The sequence below is a fragment of the Streptomyces sp. NPDC058697 genome, from assembly GCF_042715345.1.
GTDB lineage: Bacteria > Actinomycetota > Actinomycetes > Streptomycetales > Streptomycetaceae > Streptomyces > Streptomyces liliifuscus.
Genome location: NZ_JBHXSU010000021.1, coordinates 85,355 through 102,054, shown reverse-complemented (window position 1 = coordinate 102,054; position 16,700 = coordinate 85,355). Strand labels below are relative to the sequence as shown.

General features: G+C 68.9%; 16 protein-coding genes. 12 read left to right on the top strand and 4 right to left on the bottom strand.

Going from position 1 to position 16,700, the window contains the following annotated elements:
- Positions 1 to 57: 57 nt before the first annotated feature.
- From ACFWXQ_RS35755 to ACFWXQ_RS35745, 3 genes are all read left to right on the top strand, one after another.
- Positions 58 to 783 carry a prepilin peptidase gene (locus ACFWXQ_RS35755; protein WP_383935877.1) on the top strand — a complete coding sequence of 242 codons (726 nt, stop codon included), beginning with the start codon at positions 58 to 60 and terminating at the stop codon, positions 781 to 783.
- 121 nt (positions 784 to 904) lie between these two features.
- Positions 905 to 2,104 (top strand): cyclic dehypoxanthinyl futalosine synthase, encoded by a 1,200-nt coding sequence (gene mqnC, locus ACFWXQ_RS35750; protein ID WP_383381146.1) that lies wholly within the window; start codon positions 905 to 907, stop codon positions 2,102 to 2,104.
- Between the two features lie 29 nt (positions 2,105 to 2,133).
- Complete coding sequence (locus ACFWXQ_RS35745; protein WP_383935875.1) at positions 2,134 to 2,583, top strand: hypothetical protein; 450 nt, start codon at positions 2,134 to 2,136, stop codon at positions 2,581 to 2,583.
- Positions 2,584 to 2,745: 162 nt separating this feature from the next.
- Here the strand turns inward: ACFWXQ_RS35745 and ACFWXQ_RS35740 are convergent, their stop codons facing one another.
- Positions 2,746 to 3,801 carry a chitinase gene (locus ACFWXQ_RS35740; RefSeq protein WP_383935873.1) on the bottom strand — a complete coding sequence of 352 codons (1,056 nt, stop codon included), beginning with the start codon at positions 3,799 to 3,801 and terminating at the stop codon, positions 2,746 to 2,748.
- A gap of 176 nt (positions 3,802 to 3,977) precedes the next feature.
- Here ACFWXQ_RS35740 and ACFWXQ_RS35735 point away from each other — a divergent pair, with 176 nt between their 5' ends.
- The 4 genes from ACFWXQ_RS35735 to ACFWXQ_RS35720 all read left to right on the top strand — a co-directional run bounded on the left by ACFWXQ_RS35735 (position 3,978) and on the right by ACFWXQ_RS35720 (position 9,086).
- Positions 3,978 to 4,451 (top strand): hypothetical protein, encoded by a 474-nt coding sequence (locus ACFWXQ_RS35735; RefSeq protein ID WP_383935871.1) that lies wholly within the window; start codon positions 3,978 to 3,980, stop codon positions 4,449 to 4,451.
- 19 nt (positions 4,452 to 4,470) lie between these two features.
- On the top strand, positions 4,471 to 6,909 hold the full coding sequence (locus tag ACFWXQ_RS35730) for a bifunctional polysaccharide deacetylase/glycosyltransferase family 2 protein (RefSeq protein WP_383935869.1): 2,439 nt from the start codon (positions 4,471 to 4,473) through the stop codon (positions 6,907 to 6,909).
- The gene (locus ACFWXQ_RS35725) at positions 6,909 to 8,282 is read left to right on the top strand and encodes an acyltransferase (RefSeq protein WP_383935867.1); all 1,374 of its coding nucleotides are present in this window, start codon (positions 6,909 to 6,911) and stop codon (positions 8,280 to 8,282) included. Before ACFWXQ_RS35730 ends, ACFWXQ_RS35725 begins: the two co-directional genes overlap by 1 nt.
- Before the next feature lie 105 nt (positions 8,283 to 8,387).
- Entirely contained in the window at positions 8,388 to 9,086 is a 699-nt protein-coding gene (locus tag ACFWXQ_RS35720) for a demethylmenaquinone methyltransferase (RefSeq protein ID WP_383935865.1), read from the top strand.
- Positions 9,087 to 9,361: 275 nt separating this feature from the next.
- On the opposite strand, the gene ACFWXQ_RS35715 is transcribed toward ACFWXQ_RS35720, so the two are convergent.
- A complete protein-coding gene (locus tag ACFWXQ_RS35715) occupies positions 9,362 to 9,709 on the bottom strand; it encodes a PASTA domain-containing protein (RefSeq protein ID WP_383935863.1) in 348 nt (115 codons plus the stop codon).
- Positions 9,710 to 9,783: 74 nt separating this feature from the next.
- The gene (locus ACFWXQ_RS35710; protein WP_383935860.1) at positions 9,784 to 10,290 is read right to left on the bottom strand and encodes a GNAT family N-acetyltransferase; all 507 of its coding nucleotides are present in this window, start codon (positions 10,288 to 10,290) and stop codon (positions 9,784 to 9,786) included.
- A 145-nt stretch (positions 10,291 to 10,435) separates the two neighbouring features.
- Between ACFWXQ_RS35710 and ACFWXQ_RS35705 the strand changes: the two genes are divergently transcribed.
- The gene (locus tag ACFWXQ_RS35705) at positions 10,436 to 11,740 is read left to right on the top strand and encodes a geranylgeranyl reductase family protein (protein WP_383935858.1); all 1,305 of its coding nucleotides are present in this window, start codon (positions 10,436 to 10,438) and stop codon (positions 11,738 to 11,740) included.
- A 280-nt stretch (positions 11,741 to 12,020) separates the two neighbouring features.
- Here ACFWXQ_RS35705 and ACFWXQ_RS35700 read toward each other — a convergent pair whose 3' ends face one another.
- Positions 12,021 to 12,851, bottom strand: coding sequence for a C40 family peptidase (locus ACFWXQ_RS35700; RefSeq protein ID WP_362073726.1), 831 nt, complete (start codon positions 12,849 to 12,851; stop codon positions 12,021 to 12,023).
- Between the two features lie 791 nt (positions 12,852 to 13,642).
- On the opposite strand from ACFWXQ_RS35700, the gene ACFWXQ_RS35695 reads away from it, so the two are divergent.
- The 4 genes from ACFWXQ_RS35695 (at position 13,643) to ACFWXQ_RS35680 (ending at position 16,679) form a co-directional block, all read left to right on the top strand.
- Positions 13,643 to 14,002 (top strand): NADH-quinone oxidoreductase subunit A, encoded by a 360-nt coding sequence (locus tag ACFWXQ_RS35695; RefSeq protein WP_033319564.1) that lies wholly within the window; start codon positions 13,643 to 13,645, stop codon positions 14,000 to 14,002.
- Between the two features lie 66 nt (positions 14,003 to 14,068).
- Complete coding sequence (locus ACFWXQ_RS35690) at positions 14,069 to 14,623, top strand: NADH-quinone oxidoreductase subunit B family protein (RefSeq protein WP_018528252.1); 555 nt, start codon at positions 14,069 to 14,071, stop codon at positions 14,621 to 14,623.
- Positions 14,620 to 15,360, top strand: a complete 741-nt coding sequence (locus ACFWXQ_RS35685; protein ID WP_383935856.1) for an NADH-quinone oxidoreductase subunit C — start codon at positions 14,620 to 14,622, stop codon at positions 15,358 to 15,360. The genes ACFWXQ_RS35690 and ACFWXQ_RS35685 overlap by 4 nt, the downstream gene beginning before the upstream one ends.
- Complete coding sequence (locus ACFWXQ_RS35680; RefSeq protein ID WP_383935854.1) at positions 15,357 to 16,679, top strand: NADH-quinone oxidoreductase subunit D; 1,323 nt, start codon at positions 15,357 to 15,359, stop codon at positions 16,677 to 16,679. The genes ACFWXQ_RS35685 and ACFWXQ_RS35680 overlap by 4 nt, the downstream gene beginning before the upstream one ends.
- Positions 16,680 to 16,700 lie beyond the last annotated feature (21 nt).

Genomic DNA, 16,700 nt, shown 5'->3' with positions numbered 1-16,700 from the left:
CCCTGCGGAACGCCTGCCCACAGTGGTGGCGGTGGCGGTAGTGGCGGGGGGCCTGTCGTGGATCTCCTGCTGATTCTCGGCGCCGCCCTTTGGGGCGGCGCCATCGGCGTGTTCATCCCCCGCCCTGCCTACCGCTTCTCCGTCGCCCCCGACGAGCCGTGGCAGGTGCGGTGTCCCGAGGGGCATGTCATCGGTGGCTGGGTCGGACCGGCCCGTTGCCGGGAGTGCGGGGGGCGGACGTACGGGCCCAGTACTCCCCTTGTCGCCCTTGCCACCGCCCTCGTCTGCGGGTTGCTGGCCGTGGCGACCGGTACCCGGCCCGAGCTGGGCGTCTGGCTGTTGCTCGCACCGCTCGGCGTACTGCTCGCCGTCGTGGACTTCACCGTGCAGCGGCTGCCGGACGTGCTGACGCTGTCGCTCGCGGGAGCCGCGCTGGTCCTGCTCGCGGGGGCGGCGGCCGCGCCCGAGCACGACGGGAACTGGCTCACCGCGCTGTACGGAGCCCTCGCCCTCGGCGGCGGCTACTTCGTGCTCTTCCTCATCAACCCCAACGGCATGGGCTTCGGCGATGTGAAGCTGGCGCTGGGGCTCGGGGCCGTCCTCGGCTGGTACGGCTGGGGAGTCCTGATGCTCGGCACCTTCGCCGGGTTCCTGTTCGGCGGGCTGTACGGGCTGGGCCTCGTCGTCGTCCGCAGGGCCGGGCGCAAGACCTCCATGCCGTTCGGTCCCTTCCTGATCGCGGGCGCCTTCGTGGGCCTGCTCATCGGGGCGTACGCCGCCTGACGTCGGGTGATCACATCGCCTGGCGTACGCTGGATCAGTCCGCCCACCCGTCTCCCACCACCACCCTTGTTTCGAAGCGCTCCGCGCCCTTCCTGATTCCCCTATGAAAGGGACCGCTCCGGTGACCGAGAAGGCCGACCTTCAGTCCGTCCTCGACCGTGCCGCCGAGGGTGGGCGGATCACCCCGGAAGAGGCGCTCGACCTCTACCGCGACGCCCCGCTGCACGCGCTCGGCGCGGCCGCCGACGCCGTACGCCGCCGTCGGTACGCCGGTACGGAGCACATCGCGACGTACATCATCGAGCGCAACATCAACTACACGAACGTCTGCGTCACGGCGTGCAAGTTCTGCGCCTTCTACGCGCCGCCCAAGGACACTGCCAAGGGCTGGACGCGCGATCTCGAAGACATCCTGCGCCGGTGCGCGGAGACCGTCGAGCTCGGCGGGACGCAGATCATGTTCCAGGGCGGGCACCACCCGGACTTCGGCGTCGAGTACTACGAGAAGCACTTCGCCGCGATCAAGGCCGCCTACCCGCAGCTCGTCATCCACAGCCTGGGGGCGAGCGAGGTCGAGCACATGGCCCGTATCTCCAAGGTGAGCGCCGAGGAGGCGATCCAGCGTATTCACGCCGCCGGGCTCGACTCCTTCGCCGGCGCCGGTGCCGAGCTGCTGCCCGCCCGGCCCCGCAAGGCCATCGCCCCGCTGAAGGAGAGCGGCGAGCGCTGGCTGGAGATCATGGAGGCCGCGCACAACCTGGGCGTGGAGTCCACGTCCACCATGCTCATGGGCACCGGCGAGACCAACGCCGAGCGCATCGAGCACCTGCGGATGATCCGTGACGTACAGGACCGGACGGGTGGCTTCCGGGCCTTCATCCCGTACACGTACCAGCCTGAGAACAACCACCTCAAGGGCCGCACGCAGGCCACGCTCTTCGAGTACCTGCGGATGATCGCCATCGCGCGGCTCTTCATGGACAACATCGCCCACATCCAGGGCAGTTGGCTGACGACCGGCAAGGAGGTCGGTCAGCTGTCGCTTCACTACGGCGCGGACGACCTCGGCTCGATCATGCTGGAGGAGAACGTCGTCTCCTCCGCCGGCGCCAAGCACCGCTCCAACCGCATGGAGATCATCGACCTGATCCGCAAGGCCGGCCGCGTCCCGGCCCAGCGGGCCACGACGTACGAGCACCTCGTCGTCCACGACGACCCGGCGAACGACCCGGTCGACGAGCGGGTCCAGTCCCACATCTCCTCGACGGCGATCGAGGGCGGCACGGCCCACCCGGAGCTGAAGCTCCTCGCCTCCAACTGAGCCCTTACGAGGACCAGTTGGAGGACCAGTTGGAGACGATCCACGCTGCCGACGAGGTACGCGTCGTCTGGGACGGCGGAGAGCCGATCAAGGACGGCGCGGTCGTCGTGGGACGGGACCGGGTGGGGGCCGTAGGGACGTTCGCGGAGATCCGCGAGCGGTTTCCCGACGCACGGGTGCGGCGGTGGCCCGGAGTGCTCGGGCCCGCCCTGGTCCACGAGGGCCCGCTCCCGGACGCCCCGACCCCGCGCGAGCGGGTGCACTCCGTGTTGAAGCGGGGGGCGGTGGCGGTTCTGGAGGAGTACGCCGACACGGCCGAGTTGAGGGCGGCGGCCGGGCGCAACGACGTGGTCGTGCTGTCCCGGGTCCGTCCCGCGGGGATCGTGGCCGGGGAGCGGGCCGACCTCGCGGTCTTCGACGAGGACGGGGCGTGCGTGGCGACCGTTTGCGCGGGGCGCCTTGTGCATCGGCGTCGTTGAGCTTTTCTGTTGGTTGAGCTTTCTGTTGTTTTGAGGGTGCGGGTTCGTTGTGGCTGGTCGCGCAGTTCCCCGCGCCCCTAAAGAACCAGGCGTGCCGCTTTTAGGGGCGCGGGGAACTGCGCGAGCAACCCCCACCCACCCGCAGTCGAAATGTGACCGCAATCACCCGGTGAACGCCTCGGCGAAATCCCCGGCCTCCTGGTCAACGCCACTGCAATTCGTCGCCGCGTCATCCGAAGACGCATCGTCGCCTTCACACGGCTGGTCCCGGAACGTAGACCACATCGACACCCACGCCACCCCCTTCTCCTCCGCGAACGAGCGAACCTGCGCCGCGTCGGACAGGGAGAACGTCTCGTTGTCCACGTCGTTGACGCCGATCATCGAGGTGAGGGCGAGCCCCTTCCAGGCCCCTTCGTCCGACAGCCCGAAGACGTCCTCCAGCTGATCGTGGGCGGCCTGGGCCGACGTCTCGGCGTAGTCGCCCATGTCCTCGTCGTACGAACTGCCGTAGTTCATGGTCATGATGTTGACCGTGGAGACCTGGACGCCGTTGTCGTTGGCGGACTCCAGCAGCGCCAGGCTGTCGTTGTCGAGCCCGGACGGCATCACGGGCAGGGTGAAGGTGACCGCGAGGTCGGTGCGCTCCTTCTGGAGCAGGGCGATCGCCTCGGAGCGCAGCGCGACCGAGTCGGAGTCGGTCAACTGCTTGCCCTCGATGTCGAAGTCGGCCTCCGTCGCCCCGGCGGCGTCGAGCGCGGCCGCGTACGCCTCGGCCAGTTCGGAGGCGCTGTCGCAGGTCGAGGCGAGCTCCTTGCCGGAGGCGCCGCCGAAGGAGACGCGCACGGCGCCGCCGGACTCCGTGAGCGCCGATATACGGGACTTGACCGCCGAGTCGCCGATGGCCGTCGTGCCGTTCCACTTCGGCGTGCAGCTGCTGCCGCCCGCGATGACGAAGGCCAGGTTGTACGTGGCCGGGGAACCGGCCGAGTCGTTGCCGGAGGCGGTGGTGGCGCTGACGTACGGGGCGTACGTGGTGGCGGCCGCCCCCGCCGAGGCCGAGGCCGACGGCGACTGCGAGGCCGCCCCCGCCCCTGCCGCCGACGGCTGTGAGGACGACGATGACGACGACTCCGAGTCCGGTTCCGAGGAGCACCCGGCGCAGGCCAGGGCCGCCAGACAGACGAACCCGGCAGTCGGCTTGAGGAAACTCCGCATTGCGTATGCACCGCTCTCTGGTTCACGTCGTGGACTGAAAACGTCTCACAGGCGGCCGCGGTGCACGAAGCCGAGCCGAACTCTCTCAGGGAAACGACAGGATCAGGCATTTCTCATGGCGCACTCACAAGGAAACCAGAGTTTCGGACACATAAAGGCTGCCTAATATCCGGGGAATGCATTCCGAGCCTGCCATCGAATCCCGCGCCGCTGGGCGCGGCCGCCGCCGCAAACGCGGCAACGGGTCCAACGGGTCCGAAGACGGTCCCGTGTTCGTTGACAACTCCGGGCGCAGAGCCAAGCTGCTGCGCCGGATCGGTCTCCTCCTGGGCGTCGTCTGCATCGGGTACGCGGTCGTGCTCGGCATGGCGTTCATGGGCTGGGGCCCCTCACTCTCCCCGTCCTCGCTGCTGCCCTTCGGGGGCGGCGGCCCGGGCAACCAGAACTCCCGGCCCGGCGGCGGCGGTGCCCAGCCGCAGGGCGGCACCGGCGCCCCGCCCGCACAGCCCACCGGCGTCCCGCCCACGGGCGTGGCCACCGGCGCCCCGCCGGCCGGAGCCGCGCCCACCGCCGCCCCGTCGGCGTCCGCGGTCCCCGCCTCCGTCTCCGCTCCGTCCGCGTCCGCCTCGGCGGCCGCGGACGCCAACTGACCGGAACGCACTCACACTCATGGCTACCACGACGCCCTCGCGCGGCCGCCGGCGCGCCCCGTCCCGGATGACCCGGGCCGCGGGCAAGGCCGCGGCGCTGCAGAAACCGCGTGTCATCCTCGCCCTGCTGCTCCTTCTCGCACTCACCAGCGTGATGCTGCTCGACGGCTATCTGCGCGCCGAGGTCGGCGGCGACGAGCGCGTACGCAGCAACGCCAGCTCCAGCAAGGTCCCCGACAAGGTCCTCGACGGCGGGCCGATCCTGTCCTTCCGGGGCGGAGAGGCCCAGAGCCAGTCCGTCCCCGAGAAGACCATCGCGCTGACCTTCGACGACGGCCCCAACCCCACCTGGACTCCGCAGATCCTGAAGATCCTGGAGGCGAACGACGTCCCGGGCACCTTCTTCGTGGTCGGCTCGATGGTGTCGCGCTATCCGAGCATCGTGAAGGACCTGGTGGACCAGGGCAACGAGATCGGCATCCACACCTTCACGCACGTCGACCTCTCGTACCAGAGCGACGACCGGATCGCCCGCGAGATGGACCAGACGCAGCTCGCGCTGGCGGGCGCGGCCGGCATCACGACCACGCTGTTCCGTGCCCCGTACTCCTCCGAGGCGGACGCCATCGACAACTACAGCTGGCCCGTCTACAAGAAGCTCGGCGAGGAGGGATACACCAGCGTCTTCGTCGACACCGACAGCGACGACTGGAAGCGCCCGGGCGTCTCGAAGATCATCAAGTGGGCCACGCCGTCGAAGAACAAGGGCGCCTCGGTCCTCTTCCACGACGCGGGCGGCGAGCGTTCGCAGACGGTCAAGGCGCTCGGGACGTACATCAAGAAGATGAAGGCGAAGGGCTACACCTTCACCACCATCAGCGGCGCCATCCGGCAGGGGAACGGCCAGAACGCCGAGAGCGGCCAGGCCGCCGAGAACGGTCAGAGCGGCCAGGCCGCCCAGAACGGTCAGCAGCCCGGCAGCGAGCAGGGCGAGCAGAGTGAGCAGGCGGGCGGGGTGGCCCCCGGCGGCCAACAGGGCCAGCAAGGCCAGCAGCCCGGCCAGTCGGGGCAAGCGGGTCAGTCGGGGCAGGCAGGCCAGTCGGGCCAGGCGGGCCAGGCCGGGGGAGTGAACAGTCTCCAGGCCGCCCACCGCACCGCGACCGGCACCACCCTCTACGAAGGCAAGGCCCTCGTCGCGGCCGTCGCCGTCGCCGAGTGGACCGTACCGGGGCTGGCGACCGGGCTCGCCGTGGTCGGCGTCGCCGTCATGGGCCGCTTCGGGATGATGCTGATCCTCGCCCGCCGCCACTACCGGCAACGCAACCGGAAACGCGGCAAGGGTGGGAAGTTCAGCTGGGGACCGACGGTCACCCGGCCGGTGACGGTGATCGTGCCCGCGTACAACGAGAAGGAGTGCATCGCCAACACCCTTGAGTCGCTGGCGAAGAGCACCCATCCGATCGAGATCATCGTTGTCGACGACGGCTCGGACGACAACACGTCCCAGATCGCCCGGGACGCGGCCGTCTCCTTCGGCATGACGAACGTCCGGGTCATCCGCCAGGAGAACGCGGGCAAGCCGGCCGCCCTCAACAACGGTGTCCGCAGCGCCAGTTACGACATCGTCGTGATGATGGACGGCGACACCGTCTTCGAGCCGGACGCCGTGCACCAGCTCGTCCAGCCCTTCGCGGACCCGGACGTCGGCGCGGTCGCGGGCAACGCCAAGGTCGGCAACCGCAACACGATCATCGGCGCCTGGCAGCACATCGAGTACGTGATGGGCTTCAACCTCGACCGCCGCATGTACGACCTGCTGCGCTGCATGCCCACCATCCCGGGCGCGATCGGCGCGTTCCGCCGGGATGCCGTCCTGGAGGTCGGCGGCATGAGCGAGGACACGCTCGCCGAGGACACCGACATCACCATCGCGATGCACCGCGGCGGCTGGCGGGTCGTCTACCAGGAGCACGCCAGGGCCTGGACGGAGGCGCCCGCCTCGCTCAAGCAGCTCTGGTCGCAGCGCTACCGCTGGTCGTACGGGACAATGCAGGCGCTCTGGAAGCACCGCAAGTCCCTTACGGACAAGGGGCCTTCGGGCCGCTTCGGCCGGGTCGGCATGCCGCTGGTCGTCATCTTCCAGATCGTCACGCCGGTCTTCGCCCCGCTCATCGACGTGTTCACCCTCTACTCGATGATCTTCATCGACTTCAAGGCGGCCCTGCTCGCCTGGCTGGCCGTCCTCTGCGTCCAACTCGTCTGCGCGGGCTACGCGTTCCGGCTGGACCGGGAGAAGTACCGCTACCTGCTGATGCTGCCGCTGCAGCAGCTCGCGTACCGGCAGATGATGTACCTCGTCCTCATCCACTCCTGCATCACCGCCCTCACCGGCGGCCGCCTGCGCTGGCAGAAGCTGAAGCGCACGGGCGAGGTCGGCACACCGGCGGGGGTCGGCTGATGAGCTGGGGGACGGATCAGCCGGGCTACCCGCAGGAGCAGCCACAGGGCTACGGCTATGGCTACGGGTACGGGTCCGGCCAGCAGCAACAGCCGTACGGGCAGCCGCAGTACGACAGCAGCCCGTACCCCCAGCAGTACGTCGACCACGGTCAGCAGGGGTACGCGCCGCAGTACACGGCGTACCCCGTGCCGGAGCAGGCCCCGGAACAGGTGTCGGGCGACACGGCACAGCTGCCGCTGGTGGAACCGCCGCCGGTGGAAGGGGAGTTCGGAGCCGCCACCGAGGCCGGGGCCAAGCCCCGCGACCGGGATCCGGAGCCCGACGCGCCGCCGAAGCCCGCCGGCCGCGACCGCTACTTCGACACCCTGCGCGCGGTCGCCCTGGTCCGAGTCGTCACGTACCACACCTTCGGCTGGGCCTGGGCGGGCATGGTCTTCCCCTCCATGGGGATCATGTTCGCGCTGGCCGGCACCCTGATGGCGAAGTCGCTGGAGCGGCCCGCCCTCAAGGTGATCAGGAGCCGGATCCGCCGGCTCCTGCCGCCCTTCTGGTTCTGGGGCTTCTTCGTCGTGGCCGCGATGCTGATCCACGGCTGGATGCCCGGCTGGCAGATCGTCTACTGGATCGTGCCGCTCGGCGACCCGCCGGGCAACGCGTGGGGCGAGCAGGCCTGGGAGATCCTCTGGTACCTGCGGACGTACCTGTGGTTCGTGCTGCTCTCGCCCCTGCTCCTGAGAGTGTTCCGGCTGGCCCCGGTCGTGGTCCTCGTTCTCTCCCTCGCCCCGATCCTGGTCGTCCACTTCCTGTGGGAGCCGCCGGACAACCGCTTCGGGAGCGCGCTCACGGACCTGGCCACGTTCCTCTTCTGCTGGATCCTCGGCTTCGCGCACCGCGACGGCGTCCTGCAGCGGCTGAAGCCGTTCGCCGTCGTCGTCCTCTCGCTCGCCGCGATCGGCTACGCCGGCTGGTACGCCTTCACACACCAGGCCGAGACGGGCTCGTACGACCTCGACGACATCCCGCTGGCGCAGGCCTTCTGGTCGGCGGGGTTCGTGACGCTCCTGATGTACGCGAAGGCGCACTTCCGGATCGACTTCGCCGGGCTGGCCCGCTTCCGGCGCCTCGACCGGATCGTGACGATCTTCAACGCGCGTGCCGTGACCCTCTATCTCTGGCACGAGATCGCGCTGATCCTGGCCGTCCCGCTGATCGACCGGTTCTGGAACGTGCCGGCCTTCGAGACGTATCTGCCGCTGGAGAGCCAGTGGTTCATGTTCGGCATCGGCTGGCTCCTCATCGCCGTGTTCATCCTGCTGTGCGGCTGGGTGGAGGACGTGGCGGCGAAGAAGAAGCCGAGGCTGCTGCCCTGAGGGATCCGAGGGCCCCTGTGAGAGCCGCCCTCGCGGCGGCGTTCCCGACCGGCGTACGGGCCGGGTGCTGGAGAGTCACCCGGCCCGTACTGCCACAATGGGGGCGTGACCCGCGCATCCCTGAACAAGCAGCCGCACGAAGTCGCCTCGATGTTCGACGACGTGGCGGAACGCTACGACCTGACGAACGATGTCCTGTCGCTCGGCCAGGACCGGGTGTGGCGCAAGGAGGTCGCGAAGGCGGTCGACGCGCGGCCCGCGCAGAAGATCCTGGACCTGGCGGCGGGCACGGCCACGTCCTCGCTGCCGTTCGTACGCACGGGTGCGTACGTCGTCCCCTGCGACTTCTCCCTCGGGATGCTCAGGGTCGGCAAGAAGAACCACCCCTGGCTGCCGCTCACGGCCGGGGACGCCACGAAGCTGCCGTTCAAGGACGACACGTTCGACGCGGTGACGATCTCCTTCGGCCTGCGGAACGTACAGGACACGGACACCGCGCTGCGTGAGCTGTACCGGGTAACCAGGCCCGGCGGACGCGTCGTGATCTGCGAGTTCTCGCACCCGACCTGGGCGCCCTTCCGCACGGTCTACACCGAGTACCTGATGCGCGCCCTCCCGCCGGTGGCCCGCGCGGTCTCCTCCAACCCCGACGCGTACGTCTACCTCGCCGAATCCATCCGCGACTGGCCCAACCAGCCCGCCCTGGCCGACCGCCTCACCAAGGCGGGCTGGTCCAAGGTCGCCTGGCGCAACCTGACGGGCGGAGTAGTGGCCCTGCACAGGGGCTACAAGCAGACTCAGTAAGCCGCTTGGTAGGGGGGCGCGGGGAGTTCTCAGGGGCGCAGGGAGCTTTTAGGGGCGCGGGGAACTGCGCAATCTTTTGCCTTCGAGGGGCACGGGGAGTCTTCAGGGGCGCGGGGAACGGCGCAGTCTTTTGTCTTTTAGGGGCACGGGGAGTTCTCAGGGGCGCGGGGAACGGCGCAGTCTTTTAGGGGCGCGGGGAACTGCGCGACCAGCCCCCACCGGCCCGCACATACCCACAACCTGAAGTCCCCTGCCCTCCCGGCGGAGCCGAACCGCTACCGCAGCACGGCAAACGGATCCCCCGGCTCATCAAGCTCCCGGTACAACCCCCCGGCCGGCGGCCCACCCCGCCGAGGCTCCCGCACACCGGCCCCACCACCACCCTCACCCTCGCCGAAGTCGAACCACACCGTGACGACCGCACCCCGAGGCACCTCGGACCCCGGCAACGGATACTGCCGTACGACGTAATCGACAACGGCCAGATGAAAGTCGGGCCGATCCGGCGCGGCGAGCCGCACCCCTCGCGCCTCGGCCGTCTCGCGCGCGTCCACGGCCATCAGACCGACGAGCCGCGGTACGCGCACTTCGGGTGTCTTGCGTGGTATGCGCACAGACGTCACCCCCAGCGGTACCGGCAGAGTAAGCCCTGCCGAGCCGTGCCGGAAGGTGTCGGAAGCGCGGCCGGAAGCCCCCGTCAGAGAGCCAGCCGGTAGCAGTGCCCCAGCTGGTCCGACGTCTCCGTCGTGAACGTCTCGGCGAGTGACATCCCGAGGCGTCTGGTCACCGCGATCGACCGCTCGTTGCGGGAGTTCACCATGGCCACCACGCTGGGAACGCCCGTCGCACGCACCCGTTCCAGCGTGATCCGCGCGGCCGTGGTGACGTACCCCTTGCCCCAGTGCTTGCGCCCGAGCCGCCAGCCGATCTCGATCTCGCCCTTCGGCCCCCACTCGCGCGGCCACGGCTGGGCGCCGGTGAAACCGATGACCTGGCCCTCCTCGTCGAGCATGGTCCAGAAGCAGAATCCGTACTCGGCGTCGTGCCGCCGCTGCCGGGCGGTCAGTTCCTCGTAGAAGGACAGCTCGGCCGGCTTTCCGCCGTGGAACTCCATCACGTCCGGGTCGGCGAAGACCCGGTGCCAGGCGAACGCGTCCTCGTCGGTCGGGACGCGCAGGTGTACCACGGGGAGAGCTCGGTTCACGGGGCAGCCCTTCAGCCAGGTGATCAGTACCGCTGCATAGACTGCCCATGTCCCGTGCCCCTCAGCACGAGGATTTCGAGCCTTCGCGCTTCGAGGCCTCGACACTTCGAGACCTAGAGCCTTCGAGACTTGGGGAGAACCCGCCGTGACCGAGTCCCAGCCCCTCTCCGAACACACCGCCGATGTGATCGTCGTCGGGGCCGGGCCAGCCGGTTCCACCACCGCGTACTACCTGGCCAAGGCGGGGCTGGACGTCCTGCTTCTCGAAAAGACCGCGTTCCCGCGGGAGAAGGTGTGCGGTGACGGGCTGACGCCGCGCGCCACCAAACAGCTCGTCTCCATGGGGATCGACATCTCGGAGGAGGCGGGCTGGCTCCGGAACAAGGGGCTCCGCATCATCGGCGGCGGCGTCCGCCTCCAGCTGGACTGGCCGGATCTCGCCGCCTACCCCGACTACGGACTCGTACGGAAGCGGGACGACTTCGACGAGCAGCTGGCCCGGCAGGCGCAGAAGGCGGGCGCGCGGCTGCACGAGCGCTGCAACGTCGGCGCCCCGATCGTCGACGACCGCACGGGCCGGATCACCGGTGTGCACGCGAAGCTCGGCGACGCCGACTCCAAGGAGAAGCGCGAGGTCACCTTCCACGCGCCCCTCGTGGTCGCCGCCGACGGCAACTCGACCCGGCTGTCGCTGGCGATGGGCCTGCACCGCCGCGAGGACCGTCCGATGGGCGTCGCGGTGCGTACGTACTTCACGTCCCCGCGCCACGACGACGACTACCTGGAGTCGTGGCTGGAACTGTGGGACAAGCGCGGCCCGGGCGAGGACCGGCTGCTGCCCGGCTACGGCTGGATCTTCGGCATGGGCGACGGCACGTCCAACGTCGGCCTGGGCGTCCTCAACACCACGTCCTCCTTCAAGGAGCTGGACTGGCGCGAGGTCCTGAAGGCCTGGTGTGCCTCGATGCCCGCGGACTGGGGCTACACCCCCGAGAACATGACGATCCCGATCCGGGGTGCCGCCCTCCCGATGGCCTTCAACCGCCAGCCCCACTACACGAAGGGCCTGTTGCTCGTCGGTGACGCGGGCGGCATGGTGAACCCCTTCAACGGCGAGGGCATCGCGTACGCCATGGAGTCCGGGCAGATCGCCGCCGACGTCATCGTCCAGGCGCACGCCCGCGCGACCCCCGCCCAGCGCGAACTCGCCCTCCAGCGCTACCCGAAGGTCCTCAAGGACACCTACGGCGGCTACTACACACTGGGCCGCGCCTTCGTGAAGCTCATCGGCAACCCGAAGGTCATGAAGATCGCCACGCAGCGGGGTCTCACGCACCCCATTCTGATGAAGTTCACGCTGAAGATGCTGGCCAACCTGACCGACCCGACGGGCGGCGACGCGATGGACCGCATCATCAACGGTCTCTCGAAGGTGGCCCCGAGGGCGTGACCCACCGACCGGGTCGTCCTGCCGCGCCCCGAAGGGGCGCGGGGAACGGCGCGATCAGCCACGACGGCGCCGCAGACGACAGCCGGCCTTCTTCGGCTTCCGGCGGGGCCGGCCGTTTCGGCGGGGCCGGCAGTCCGCTGGGGCCGGCCGCCCGCTGGGGCCGACGAGGCCCCTGAGGCGCGCCTGAGGGCTGCTTCCCCTCCTCGGGGAAGCAGCCCTCACGTTGCGCGGCCGAGGGCCGGAGAGGCCCGGCCAGTGGCCGGGAGAGCCCGGCCGGAGGTCAGAGCACGCGTACCGCGCCGCTCGCCGGGTAGCCCGACAGGTCCTGGATGACGACACCCTTCGAGGGGTTCGCGGCGTCCAGGTACTGGCCGTTACCGATGTAGACACCCACGTGGTACGCCGAGCCCGCGCCACCCCAGTACAGGATGTCGCCGACCTGGACGTTGGACAGCGAGACCGGGGTGCCGGCCACGGACTGGTCCTGGGAGACGCGCGGCAGGTCCACGCCGACCTGCTTGTACGCGGCCTGCACCAGGCTGGAGCAGTCCCACGCGTCCGGGCCGCTGGCGCCCATGACGTAGGCGTCGCCGAGCTGCGCCTTGAGGAAGTTGACGACCGTGCCGACGCTGCCGCTCGCGGGGGCGGGGACGTCACTGTCGGCCGACGTCGAGGTGAGCGTGGTCCGCTCGGAGGACCGGGTGGCGCGCTCGGCGGCGGCCTTGCGGGCGTCCTCGGCCTTCTGCTTGGCCTCCGCCTTCTTCTTGGCGTCGGCGAGGTCCGCCTTGGCCTGCTTGGCGGCCTTGGCGGCGGCCGCGTCACGCTCGGCGCGCAGCTGGTAGTCGGCCGCGGCCTGCTGGGTGACCTCCGCGGACTCGGCGACCTGGGCGGTCATGTCGGCCGTGAGGGTGGGCAGCTCGATGGTCTGGGTCACCGGCTCGGCAGCGTTCGCCGATCCGGCCGCACCGGCCACTGCCAGGGTGCTGAGGACGCCACCGGCAACTCCGGCGCGCATCGCGAGCGCCGAGCTGCTGCGAGGCCGGGGTTTCCGGTGGCTGCGTATGTGAGCGGTGTGGGACATAGGGACAACCGGTATCAGGGGCTCCTCCATACCTTCAAGAAACGTGTGGTGCGCCACAGTTGTTCAATGGGCCGCTCGAATCCCGGGCGTGGCGTTCCTTATTGACGCCGTAACGGGCATTGTGGACACGACCCGTGAAGCCTGTGATCACGGCCTTTCCGTGTTACGTCCGAATTGCCCGCGACCTACCACTCATTGGAGCGGTTGGCCAAGCCCGGTTGTTTCCCGGCTGTTACCAATGTGACGCAGGTCACGGAACAGCTGCCCCTGCGGTGGTGTCGCGCGCGTGAGGCGGGGGAGTCGTGGAGGTCGGGCCGACGGCCCCTTCCGCTCGCGAGCGGAGAACCCTGTTCCGCTCGTGAACGGATGCACGCACCCCGGTCGTCCACACCGGGCACCGCAACTCCCCCCGAAGTGTGAACGAGTTCCTCTATCAAGCACGGATGTCCAACACCAATTTGCCTTGGATCTCGCGGCCTTGATAGTGCGCCGAAGCCTGGACCAGCGATGACGGGCGAAAATGTCACCTCTGGTGATCACTCGGACGCTTCTCGTACGAAGATCGGTACTGATCCGACTTCATGATCCTTCGCCGGGTGGTGGAGATCACAAAGACGTTGTCGTACCCCGTGTCGCAGATCACAGACCCGCAGGCATAAGATGCGGGGCAGTTGGGCTTGTGACCTGCTTCACATGTACACGATCTTCGTGGAGCCGCACGGAGCTCGTGGGCCTCATGAGGTTCATGGGGCACGTGGGACAGGGAACAACGCCTGATGCAACCGCCAGCAGTCAATGCCGACTGAGAGGAGCGAGGAGCGGTGAACGCGTATGCGCCCATCCTCGTACTGGGAGCCCTCGGAGCAGGCTTTGCGATCTTCTCCGTGGTCATGGCCACGCTTATCGGTCCAAAGCGATACAACCGGGCCAAGCTCGAAGCCTACGAGTGCGGTATCGAGCCGACCCCCACGCCGGCCGGCGGCGGGCGGTTCCCCATCAAGTACTACCTGACGGCGATGCTCTTCATCATTTTCGATATCGAGATCGTCTTCCTCTATCCCTGGGCCGTCACGTTCGACGCGCTCGGGGTTTTCGGGCTCGTGGAGATGTTGCTCTTCGTGCTCACCGTCTTCGTCGCGTACGCGTACGTGTGGCGGCGAGGCGGCCTGGAATGGGACTGAAACCCGCATGGGACTGAACCCCGCAAGGGACTGAGCCCCGTATAGGGGACAGAGGAGCCACTGAGCATGGGACTCGAAGAAAAGCTGCCGAGCGGCTTCCTGCTGACCACCGTCGAGCAGGCCGCGGGATGGGTGCGCAAGTCGTCCGTCTTCCCCGCCACCTTCGGCCTCGCCTGCTGCGCCATCGAAATGATGACGACGGGCGCGGGCCGCTACGACCTGGCGCGCTTCGGCATGGAGGTCTTCCGCGGCTCGCCGCGCCAGGCCGACCTGATGATCGTCGCCGGACGCGTCAGCCAGAAGATGGCGCCGGTCCTGAGGCAGGTCTACGACCAGATGCCGAACCCCAAGTGGGTGATCTCCATGGGGGTTTGCGCCTCGTCGGGCGGCATGTTCAACAACTACGCGATCGTGCAGGGCGTCGACCACATCGTCCCTGTCGACATCTATCTGCCCGGCTGTCCGCCACGGCCCGAGATGCTGATGGACGCGATTCTCAAGCTCCACCAGAAGATCCAGTCCTCGAAGCTCGGCGTGAACGCCGAGGAGGCGGCCCGCGAGGCGGAGGAAGCGGCGCTCAAGGCGCTCCCCACCATCGAGATGAAGGGCCTGCTGCGGTGAGCGACGCGAACGGCAACGGGGTGAACCCCGAGAAGGACCTCGGAGCCTCCAACCTCCCGGGCCAGCGAGGCGACGGCGGCGAGGAGATCCGCGTCCAGCGCGGCATGTTCGGCGCCGACAACGGCGGGGACACCTCCGGCTACGGCGGCCTGGTCCGCTCGATCCGGCTGCCTGGACCGGCCTCCCGCCCGTACGGCGGCTGGTTCGACGAGGTCGCCGACGAGCTCGAGGGCGCCCTGGAGGAACAGAGTCTCGTCCCCGGGAACGCCATCGAGAAGACGATCGTCGACCGCGACGAGATGACCTTCCACATCGACCGCGAGCACCTGCTCCAGGTCGCCCAGACCCTGCGCGACGACCCGGCCCTGCGCTTCGAGCTCTGCACCGGCGTGAGCGGGGTCCACTACCCGCAGGACAAGGGCCGCGAGCTGCACGCCGTCTACCACCTGCGCTCGATCACCCACAACCGGCTGATCCGCCTGGAGGTCAGCGCCCCGGACAGCGAGCCGCGCATCCCGTCCCTGGTCTCGGTCTATCCGACGAACGACTGGCACGAGCGCGAGACGTACGACTTCTTCGGCATCGTCTTCGAGGGCCACCCGGCCCTCACGCGGATCATGATGCCGGACGACTGGCAGGGCTTTCCGCAGCGCAAGGACTATCCCCTCGGCGGCATCCCCGTCGAGTACAAGGGCGCCCAGATCCCGGCTCCGGACCAGCGGAGGTCGTACTCATGAGCACGTCGCACGCATCTGCCCGCGAGACGACCGAGGGCAAGGTCTACACGGTCACCGGCGGCGACTGGGACGAGGTCGTCCAGACCGCGGCCAGGGCCGACGACGAGCGCATCGTCGTCAACATGGGCCCCCAGCACCCGTCCACACACGGAGTGCTCCGGCTCATCCTGGAGATCGAGGGCGAGACGGTCACCGAGGCCCGCTGCGGCATCGGTTATCTGCACACCGGCATCGAGAAGAACCTCGAGTTCCGTACGTGGACACAGGGCACGACCTTCGTGACGCGCATGGACTACCTGACGTCGTTCTTCAACGAGACCGCGTACTGCCTGGCCGTCGAGAAGCTCCTCGGCATCGAGGACCAGATCCCGGACCGCGCCACGATCATCCGGGTGCTCCTGATGGAGCTGAACCGGCTCTCCTCGCACCTGGTGTGCATCGCCACCGGCGGCATGGAACTCGGCGCCACCACGATCATGATCTACGGCTTCCGTGATCGTGAACTCATTCTCGACATCTACGAGCTGATCACCGGCCTGCGCATGAACCACGCGTACATCCGGCCGGGCGGCCTCGCCCAGGACCTGCCCCCGGGCGCGGTGGACCAGATCCGCGAGTTCGTGAAGAAGATGCAGAAGAACCTTCCCGAGTACGACAAGCTCGCCACCGGGAACCCCATCTTCAAGGCCCGTATGCAGGACATCGGCCATCTCGACCTGGCCGGCTGCATGGCCCTCGGCGCCACGGGCCCGATCCTCCGCTCGGCCGGCCTGCCGCACGACCTGCGCAAGGCGCAGCCGTACTGCGGCTACGAGACGTACGACTTCGACGTCCCGACCACCGACACCTGCGACGCGTACGGGCGCTTCCTGATCCGCCTTGAGGAGATGCGCCAGTCGCTGCGGATCGTCGAGCAGTGCCTGGACCGGCTGCAGCCCGGCCCGGTCATGGTCACCGACAAGAAGATCGCCTGGCCCGCGCAGCTCGCGCTCGGCCCGGACGGACTCGGCAACTCGCTCGACCACATCAAGAAGATCATGGGCACCTCCATGGAGGCCCTGATCCACCACTTCAAGCTGGTGACCGAGGGGTTCCGCGTGCCGCCGGGACAGACGTACGCGGCCGTCGAGTCGCCCAAGGGCGAACTCGGGGTGCACGCCGTGTCCGACGGAGGCACCCGCCCCTACCGGGTCCACTACCGGGACCCGTCCTTCACCAATCTGCAGGCCATGGCGGCGATGTGCGAGGGCGGCCAGGTCGCCGACGTCATCGTCGCCGTCGCGTCCATCGACCCCGTGATGGGAGGCGTCGACCGGTGACCACGACCCCCGAGGGCGTCA